This window comes from Acinetobacter sp. YH12043, from assembly GCF_013419915.1.
Taxonomy (GTDB): domain Bacteria; phylum Pseudomonadota; class Gammaproteobacteria; order Pseudomonadales; family Moraxellaceae; genus Acinetobacter.
The window spans coordinates 1-8,593 of the sequence record NZ_VOZD01000047.1; the positions used below are offsets into that span (position 1 = coordinate 1).

The window sequence follows — 8,593 nt, forward strand, 5'->3', positions numbered from 1 at the left end:
CAGCGGCAATAAAAAACCCCGGCAGGATGCCGGGGTTTTTTATTATCTAAACTTTTTAAATTAGGGTTGGATGGGCATCCAGAATGCGAATTAGAGTCGCTGCAGGACCAGTCGGATAGCGACGGCCTTGTTCCCAGTTTTGTAGGGTTCTCGCGCTGATATGCAAACGTGCAGCAAACTCTGCCTGAGTTAAGCCAGTTTTCTCGCGTACTTCTTTAATGTCTGGGAATTTAAGCTCAGTCACTCGATTTGCCGTTATCTCATTACGTTTGATGGCGCCAGCTTCTTTGATTGAAGCAGTCAGATCATCAAATAAGTTATTATCCATGAAATTTCTCCTTCACTCATTGACGCAGGATCGAGGACTCTTTGTCTGTCAGATTATCCTTCACAGACTTTGAGTAGCTATTCAAAAGCTCCATCAAACTATATGCGCTTCAACCCTTAATTTTTGAATAAATTAGGGCGAAATTGTAATGCGCATACTTTGAAATCACTTTGTAAACCCACCCAACATCCTGGCCGAACTGGGGAACGAAATGTAACGCCCCAATCATAGAGCTCTCCCGAAGACATTTCTATTTGAATCAATGCTTTATTTTTTTCAAGAATCTTGATTCCTATCTTTTTCATTCCGGTTTTATATGACAAGGTTTTCCCTGATAAATAATATGAGGAGTCATTTGAAGACTCTATAAAACATATACCAATATGGAGGTTTTTGTCTTTTACACTTACTCGACAAATCGTACTTCTTGCTTCTGCATAAATAGTCTGTGAAACTAGTAAAATGAATAGAAAGAGGGATTTAAATAATACTTTTTTAGTATCTACTTTCATTATAAGTAGCCTTTATATAATTTTTAAATAATATATTATTTAATAAGGCGGATTCAAGCGGCAAGTGCAACAGTATAAAAACCAGCCATAACATCACTGGGCGTATACCATCCCAGTGTCTTTCTGGGGCGATTATTTAGAGCGGATTTATAACTTATAAAACTAGATTGAGTGGTCTAATTAACGGAACCACATCAGATATAAGCTGTTTAAAACTTAATTCTAATTGGTTAATAGGTGAAAAATGAAATTAGCAGAAGCTCTCTTACTTCGAAGTGATCAACAAAAAAAAATTATTTCACTAAAACAACGTATCAATGCAAATGTATTGGTACAAGATGGTGATCAACCATCTGAAGATCCAAATGAACTACTAAAACAAGTATTTTCTTTAATTCAAGAATTTCAAAAATTAAGTTATGCAATTCATGAAACTAATGCTTTAACAAAATTAAATGATGGCCGTTCTCTACTTGCTTTATTGACTTTGCGTGATGAATTTGTAGAACAGCACAAAACCCTAACTGCAGCAATAAGTAATACATCTCGTGAATCTGATCGTTATAGTACGCGGGAAATAAAGTGGCATAAAGTTATTCCAGTTTCATCATTACAAAAACAAGCTGATGATATTAGTCTTAAATTACGTGATTTAAACGTGTTAATTCAGTCGAATAATTGGAAAATTGATTTGATTGAAGCCTAATAGTCCTTTAGATATAATCAAGTTGAACATACTGGGCGAGTACAAGATCCCTTACTTCCACAACATAGGATTGTAAATAAAGTGTAGTGGCTTGCAAAGCAAGTGGATAAGCTTAAAATTTTAAGTACAAATCAATCCATCACTTGGCATAACTCAAATCTTTGTGCAAACAAAGTTACACGTTACTTATAACTACCATGTACTGACAGTATGTTCACCTCAATTACTAAAAATAAAGAAATGAGCAAGCATCAGCTCAACTACATTTCTATTTTTAATTCAGTTCGGCTTTGTTGTATAAAGAGCTGAAAGATAGACTTTGAAAATTATAAAAATCGGAAATTTATGATATAAAAAATGTGCTCGACGATGTCGAAAAGCCGACTTGTTTCCAAGTCGGCTTTTTTAAGCAACTTTGTAATATTCTCTCAATGATAATAGTTTAAAAAGTAGGTATTTATTGATTTTTACTATTTTATCAAAGACTCTATTTCGAAAACTATCCCCCAATTTTTGTGGGTTAAAGCTTACAAAGATATCGGATTTTTTGGGTTATTTGGAATAGGACTAAGTTGCCTAGCAGATTGGTATATATCACAATTTTATGATTTATATAAAATAAGCAAAAAGAATTTCACTATAAGGAAATCATGAGAAAAAAGATCACCTATCTAGCTGGGGCTATGACCATAGTTTTACTAATAGCGGTAATTAAACATGAAAATGAAGTAAAGGGGGATGAACAATTTAGATATTTAGATTCCATAGCATCTAAGCAACCTTAGTAAAATTGCACTTATATTTAGAAATACTAGATCATATAAAAACCATTATTTAACATAAAAACTCTTATACGAAATTTAATTTCTTAACCCCCTACATATCTTGTTTAGATAAACTTTCAACACATTCAACGACATTAATCAATCCAGCTTCCTCTTCAATTTGTTCAATTGGAATACCTGTAAATACTAGGAATATTGACCAATGTATTACATTTTTTTTGACACGATTTCCTAAGAGAACGCTTAAATTCATGCTAAAAAAAATGTAAGGTCGTGACTCAAAATTAATAAAAAATCGGTTGGTAATCAGCGTATAACTATTGATATACAAGCATTTCATGAAACATTGGTGTCCAAAAAATTATAATTTTGATCAAAAAATGTATTACATTTTTTTTGACACGATTCCCTAAGAGAACGCTTAAATTCATGCTAAAAAAAATGTAAGGTTTTCACTCTGGCTCAAACCGAGGATCTGATTCAGGCAGATTTAAAAGTTCGGATGCTCTGTCCTGCTCAACATCAATTTTGGTGTTAGGTACATATGCTTCTGCAAGCTCAAATGCTTTTCCTATATGGCTTTGCTGTTTTTTTATTTGTTCAAGTTGAGCAGAAAAAACTTCGTTTTTCTGTCTCAACGAAAAAGCGCCAATCGGCTCTAGAATCTCATTTAATCGACTGTCTGAAAGTTCATTCTGTTTAGTAAGCCACTCAAGCGCATGTTTCGGAGTATTTAAACTAAATGACTCATTAAACACGCTCTCTTTTGCGTTGTAATGCGCTGTAATAGTGTTTAAAACATTTCTGCAATATTCAGTATAGTTTTTTAAAAAGTCGTCTGTAATCGCAAATGAGGGCGCTCTAGCGACATCATAAACAGGAATATTGAACCTATTATCTTGCGGATTGGTCGGAACTCCGTATTTCACAGTTTTTGATTTCAAATGCTGTGTCACGTCATAACTCGCAAAGTCTCTGATCGCCTGTAGTTGCGGTAAAAGATCAGGATTAAATCGAGTGATTTCTTCGAGTCGATCAACATCAGCCACACTTCCCCAATGATGGACCAGGGGAGCTGTGGCCGCTGCAAGCGGTTCAGCTCGCCGGGTCTCAAGCTCAATTTGTCGTTTTTTCTGTTCTTCAAGTTCTGATTTCTTCAACTGCAGTTCATGAATCAGCTTTTCTGAAATTGCGATTTGTTCATCAAAAGTCTTTGTTTTAATTATATTTTCATTTCCGATTTTATGAACTTGTTTAAGTCCATTTTCAATTTGCTCAAGTTGTTTGTGTTGCTGTCTTGCTTTTCTGTTGTGTTGAACAATGTCGAATTCTTCTCTTTGTTCCTCACTGAGATTTTTTAAAAAATAGCCTTCATGCACAGTGGGGATTTTTGGATTTTGTGCATCGTTATGAGAACGGCAATCAATGCTTGTGCTGTACTTTTCAAGTGCATTATTTGCAAGTATTTCCCAAGTTTTTCTTAACTCTTTTACTTGCTCTTTTTTGAATACAATCTTTTCGCCAAATTCATTGTTTTCAAGGGTTCTAGTGGTGAACATGATATGTGCGTGATAGTTTTTTTCAGCTAAATCATTCGGTTTATGCAATGCAACACTCACCGCAACTCCGTATTTTTCAACTAGCCAAAGGCATTGTTTCTGAACTAGTTGGATGCGTTCAATCTCAGAAAGTTCGGCTGGAATTGCGACAACAATTTCACGAGCAAGTTGTGAGTTTGATTTTGTTTCTCGTGCTTCGACTTTGTTCCATAAATTTTCGTGATTATAAAAACTCAGGTCGCTTGTGTCTTTCGGAAGAAACAGATCCACATGCTCAATTGAGTTCTGCCGATTTTCATATTTGAAAGTTTTACCGTACCGCTCACACGTTAAATTCTGCCCGATTCGATAAGCAAGACTTGCAAGAACTGCTTGCCCTTTGCCGCGTGAAATAGTTTTGATTGAACAATGATAAATTGCCATTTTCACATCCCCCACTAATTCTTTTGATTTTCAAAAAACTTTGTTTTTTGGCGGTTGAAAACCGCTGTACCCCCGATGAAATGGGGGTCGCACGGCAAACAACGGAGTGTTTGCATAAGTGCGCCCTTAAAGTCAGGGGGACTTCTTCACGGATTATGATGCAGTTTTAAAAATTGACGCAGCGTATGTCACCAAAACCTCAATTTTTCAATTTTGACGACATTAAATCGTGGTTTTTTGTGGTCTGTTGTATAACCAAGCTTTGAGCGAACTAATGGATTGTTTAATGACCCCTGACCAACTTGATCAAATGATTTTTGAGACAACTCAGCACATTGATAATGAAATCTCAAAACTGAAAAACTTAACAACAGCAAGAAAATTCACACGAGAAGACCAAGAGCAACAAGCAAAAAACTGGAAAAATTTGCGGACTCAAAAAGAAAAAACGGCTCAAAGAAGCCAACAAGAACGCGATCAAACATCGCGTAAAATCATCATTGGTGGTCTCTATCTCTCAAAAATGCAACAAGATCCCGAGAAATATGCTCCTGTTTTTTCGATGCTTGAAAAAACACTCACTCGCGATCGAGATAGAAAGCTCTTCGGCTTTGAACCATTTTCAAGTGATCAAAAGATTTTAAGAAAATCTAAATAATAAGAGGGTCTTACAGAACGAGTGTCTACGAGTGAACTAACAAAATTCGCGACTCGACTTTCTGAAAAACTGCTTTTTAGGCTGTGAAGTCTAAATAAGCGTAAATCACATGTAGAAAATTGAGTCTAGATCGAGCGTAGCGAGTAAACAGCTTATGAGCGAAGCGAATTCCTAGTTGCTTTTGCTTTTTCTTAAATTCACGGGAATATCAACCTAAAAATTGCCCCGACGAATCGAGCGTAAGCGAGATTCAATAGAGTTTGAGCGAAGCGAAAACCAAGGGCAATTTTTCAAATTTCCTTTTTAATTATTTTTAAATCTTTTAAATCTTTTAGGCTATCTGAAAGGCTTTAACAGAAAGGCTTTCAGCTACTAACTATGAGGGATTGACTACTAACTATGAGGGATTGACTACTAACTATGAGGGATTGACTACTTAACTATGAGGGATTGACTACTAACTATGAGAGAATTATATTACTCATAATTAGTTTATCGAATTAAAAATGATGAGTACATCTAAAAAAGAATTGGTAGTTAAATCAAATCAAGTAATTGAGGCTTCATATCAACTCAGCTCAACAGAACAACGGATTGTCTTAGCAGCTATTAGTAAGATTAGTCGGGCTGAAGATATTACAGATGATGAAATTTATCGCGTAACTATTGATGATTTAAAAAAACTTGGGGTTCATGAAAAAACAGCTTATAGAGATCTAAAAGATGGTGTAAACCGCTTATATGACAGATCAATTAATTTAGCTATTGATGATGAGTCAATCAAAATGAGATGGATTCAATCCATACGATTTTTAGAAAGTAAAAGCGTTGTAGGAATTCGGTTTTCTAAAGAAATTTTGCCGTTCATTTCTAATCTAAGTCGTGAATTCACTAAGTATTCGCTATCTGACATTGCTGGTATGAGTAGCGCATATGCTATTCGTATTTATGAGCTACTAAGCCAATATCGTTCCATAGGAAAACGAGAGATTTCCATCGAATCTCTAAGAAGTATGTTGGAGTTAGGGAAAAGATATCCATTGTCTGCTGATTTAAAGAGATGGGTTATTGATACTGCTGTAGATCAAATCAATGAACATAGCCCTTTAAATGTATCTTACGAGCAAATAAAGACAGGTCGAAAAGTCACACACATTCACTTCACGTTTAAAGAAAAATCAAAAAGTATTGAGCATAAATCCGAACAGAATAATTTTTATAAATTGACAGATTCACAAATTAATATGTTCGGTAATCAGCTTTCACGCTTACATGAAGTATCTCACCTAGCACAACAAGGTGAAAGTTATGACGACTTAGCTATTAAAATTAAAGATATGCTGCGAGATCCAATAAAACAAAAACAACTTATTCCTCATCTTAAAAATTTAGGCTTTAAGGCATAAAGGTCGATTGTGTATGTAGCAGTTGACTGTTTGTTAATGTATTTTAGTTCACATAATGGACAACCAAAATTACAAGATGAAATCACTATCTGTTATTGAGCTTTCAAACCTCTATGGAATAACTCGTCAAGCCATTTATAAGCAAGTTAATAAAGGTAATTTAAGTAAGAATAGTGACGGTAAAATTGATCTTTCTGAAGCTATTCGAGTCTTTGGTGAACCTTCTAGAAATGTAAACAGTTCACAGACAACCGAAACACGAAAGTTGTCAGAAGTTCACCTATTAGAACAGCAGGTTTACATGCTTCAAAAACAGCTTGAACAGGCTCATGAGCGTGAGCAGTTCCAACGTGAGGAACTAAAAGCTAAGAATGATCAGTTACACGTTAAAGATGAGCAAATTGAAGCAATACAACGCCTACTAGAAGCTCCAAAAGCTTATACAACTAGTTCTATCGACCCAAAATTAGATATAGCAACAGATGCTAGGTCAAAAAGTGAGTCGAACTATGATGTATTGACTACTCAACCAAGAGAAACTCCTGTAGAAGTAGAGATCCAAACTCAGCCGAAAGATGACGGATTGACTACTCCGGAGCAGACAGAAAATAAGCGTATTCCAGTGCCGGAACATGTTGAACCGGAACAGCCAAAAAGAGGCTTCTGGAGCCGATTTTTTCTGCCGAATGGCTAAGGGTACTATTCAACTGAGCTAATCAAAGTTGTGAAACATTGATCAAAGAATAGACGTGGAACGTGAAAAATCATAAAAAAAGCCCGGTCATGGAAACTCGGGCTATCAACTAGGAACTACAGCGTTGAATTATAAGGATAATTATAAAGCATTTCGTATAACGCGTATTATGTTAATTTTAGGAGATCTATACAATTCTGTACTTTTTCACAATCATAGAAAAAGCAAATAAAATACTTACCCAAAATAAATAATCAATAAAAAAATTGAGAAAAACAAATTGATCCATGCCGATGAAAATAAATAAAGGATTGATACTTATACTTCCGACTGGAGAGGTTTCACCATCTATAAGGAACTGTAGAGGAAATCCCCCAGCTATGACTTCAACTTTTTCAAGCTTATCTACAACTATGCGAGCAACTAATATATTTTTTTGATAAAGCAAAGATACATAAGTCAAAATAATCGCTAAGAAATTAAAATATAATATTTTTTTCATAACTATTCTTTATCTTTTAAATTAATTAAAAACAGCCAATAACATAAGCCAGGAAATAGAGCCATAAAGATAGTCCATGTATCTGTATACATCTTCCACCACTCTTTCGAAATTTCTCCTGTGTGACTCCATCCAAAAAGAATAAAAAATGGAGTAGCAATAATTATAGAGGCAATACAGATAGTTAATAAATTAAGACTGTTATAACGATTTAAAAGAATTGAGAATATGAAGCTGAAAGGTACAGTCAAAATACAATAAGCCAAGTAGACAAGACCGTGCCCTACAAGAACCACTAAAATCGAGTATAGGCTGTATTCCTGATTCATTACGATAAACAGGACTGCTGTGAAAAAAAGTAGTGGTAAAGGAGAAAGTAAGAGAGCTTTTACTATTTTTTCATTTGAGTATTTCACTAATTTAATTCTCTTATCTATTCAATAAATAATAATACTATAACGATTTTATTGGAGGTTTTTTGATTCTATTTAACATAATGGCGATTATACGAAATACACTTGTATATTAAATTAAATATCAATGATTTAAAAATTCAACCGAACTCAAAAAATGTGCAAAAAGCCGACTTTGAAACAAGTCGGCTTTTTTATGAGCGGTTTTGGAATGTTTTGCCAATAATTTTGTTTAAAAAGTAATCAATTTTAGCATTTTTCAAATTTTATCAATGCCTCAATGTCCAAAATTATCCACATTTTTTGTGGATAAAATTTAGGCTATTTTGTACGCTCAGGCTTACGTGAATCTCGGCCCTTTGCGGCTATCTAGGATACTGGAACTTTCCTATGATGAACTCATCAGGAACAGGAAGTTCCATAACATAAAACAAAAATTATAAGTTATTGCACATGGATCAGAGGGTACAACAGCACAATCAGCGGCAATAAAAAACCCCGGCAGGATGCCGGGGTTTTTTATTATCTAAACTTTTTAAATTAGGGTTGGATGGGCATCCAGAATGCGAATTAGAGTCGCTGCAGGACCAGTCGGATAGCGACGGCC

Annotated in this window: 9 protein-coding genes and 1 pseudogene; 4 read left to right on the forward strand and 6 right to left on the reverse strand. The window is 34.8% G+C overall.

Annotated elements, in window-relative coordinates; all coding sequences use genetic code 11:
- Positions 1 to 55 precede the first annotated feature (55 nt).
- Both nadS and FTU01_RS15120 read right to left on the reverse strand, forming a co-directional pair.
- Positions 56 to 328 carry a NadS family protein gene (gene nadS, locus FTU01_RS15115; protein ID WP_180139941.1) on the reverse strand — a complete coding sequence of 91 codons (273 nt, stop codon included), beginning with the start codon at positions 326 to 328 and terminating at the stop codon, positions 56 to 58.
- Between the two features lie 116 nt (positions 329 to 444).
- Positions 445 to 840 carry a hypothetical protein gene (locus tag FTU01_RS15120; RefSeq protein ID WP_180034317.1) on the reverse strand — a complete coding sequence of 132 codons (396 nt, stop codon included), beginning with the start codon at positions 838 to 840 and terminating at the stop codon, positions 445 to 447.
- 244 nt (positions 841 to 1,084) lie between these two features.
- On the opposite strand from FTU01_RS15120, the gene FTU01_RS15125 reads away from it, so the two are divergent.
- Positions 1,085 to 1,546 (forward strand): DIP1984 family protein, encoded by a 462-nt coding sequence (locus FTU01_RS15125; protein ID WP_000761345.1) that lies wholly within the window; start codon positions 1,085 to 1,087, stop codon positions 1,544 to 1,546.
- Between the two features lie 1,237 nt (positions 1,547 to 2,783).
- Here FTU01_RS15125 and FTU01_RS15130 read toward each other — a convergent pair.
- Entirely contained in the window at positions 2,784 to 4,313 is a 1,530-nt protein-coding gene (locus tag FTU01_RS15130) for a MobA/MobL family protein (protein ID WP_180139944.1), read from the reverse strand.
- Between the two features lie 286 nt (positions 4,314 to 4,599).
- Here FTU01_RS15130 and FTU01_RS15135 point away from each other — a divergent pair, with 286 nt between their 5' ends.
- The 3 genes from FTU01_RS15135 (at position 4,600) to FTU01_RS15145 (ending at position 7,071) form a co-directional block, all read left to right on the forward strand.
- Positions 4,600 to 4,971: a hypothetical protein gene (locus tag FTU01_RS15135; RefSeq protein ID WP_180042147.1), complete on the forward strand. Its 372-nt coding sequence runs from the start codon at positions 4,600 to 4,602 to the stop codon at positions 4,969 to 4,971.
- A 506-nt stretch (positions 4,972 to 5,477) separates the two neighbouring features.
- A complete protein-coding gene (gene repM / locus FTU01_RS15140; protein ID WP_180042149.1) occupies positions 5,478 to 6,377 on the forward strand; it encodes a replication initiation protein RepM in 900 nt (299 codons plus the stop codon).
- Between the two features lie 76 nt (positions 6,378 to 6,453).
- Positions 6,454 to 7,071, forward strand: a complete 618-nt coding sequence (locus FTU01_RS15145) for a plasmid replication DNA-binding protein (RefSeq protein ID WP_180139947.1) — start codon at positions 6,454 to 6,456, stop codon at positions 7,069 to 7,071.
- Between the two features lie 187 nt (positions 7,072 to 7,258).
- On the opposite strand, the gene FTU01_RS15150 is transcribed toward FTU01_RS15145, so the two are convergent.
- From FTU01_RS15150 to FTU01_RS15160, 3 genes and pseudogenes are all read right to left on the reverse strand, one after another.
- Positions 7,259 to 7,573 (reverse strand): hypothetical protein, encoded by a 315-nt coding sequence (locus tag FTU01_RS15150; protein WP_000723215.1) that lies wholly within the window; start codon positions 7,571 to 7,573, stop codon positions 7,259 to 7,261.
- Between the two features lie 2 nt (positions 7,574 to 7,575).
- Positions 7,576 to 7,989 (reverse strand): hypothetical protein, encoded by a 414-nt coding sequence (locus tag FTU01_RS15155; RefSeq protein ID WP_086231618.1) that lies wholly within the window; start codon positions 7,987 to 7,989, stop codon positions 7,576 to 7,578.
- 532 nt (positions 7,990 to 8,521) lie between these two features.
- Positions 8,522 to 8,593: pseudogene (locus FTU01_RS15160) on the reverse strand (transcriptional regulator); the annotation flags it as partial.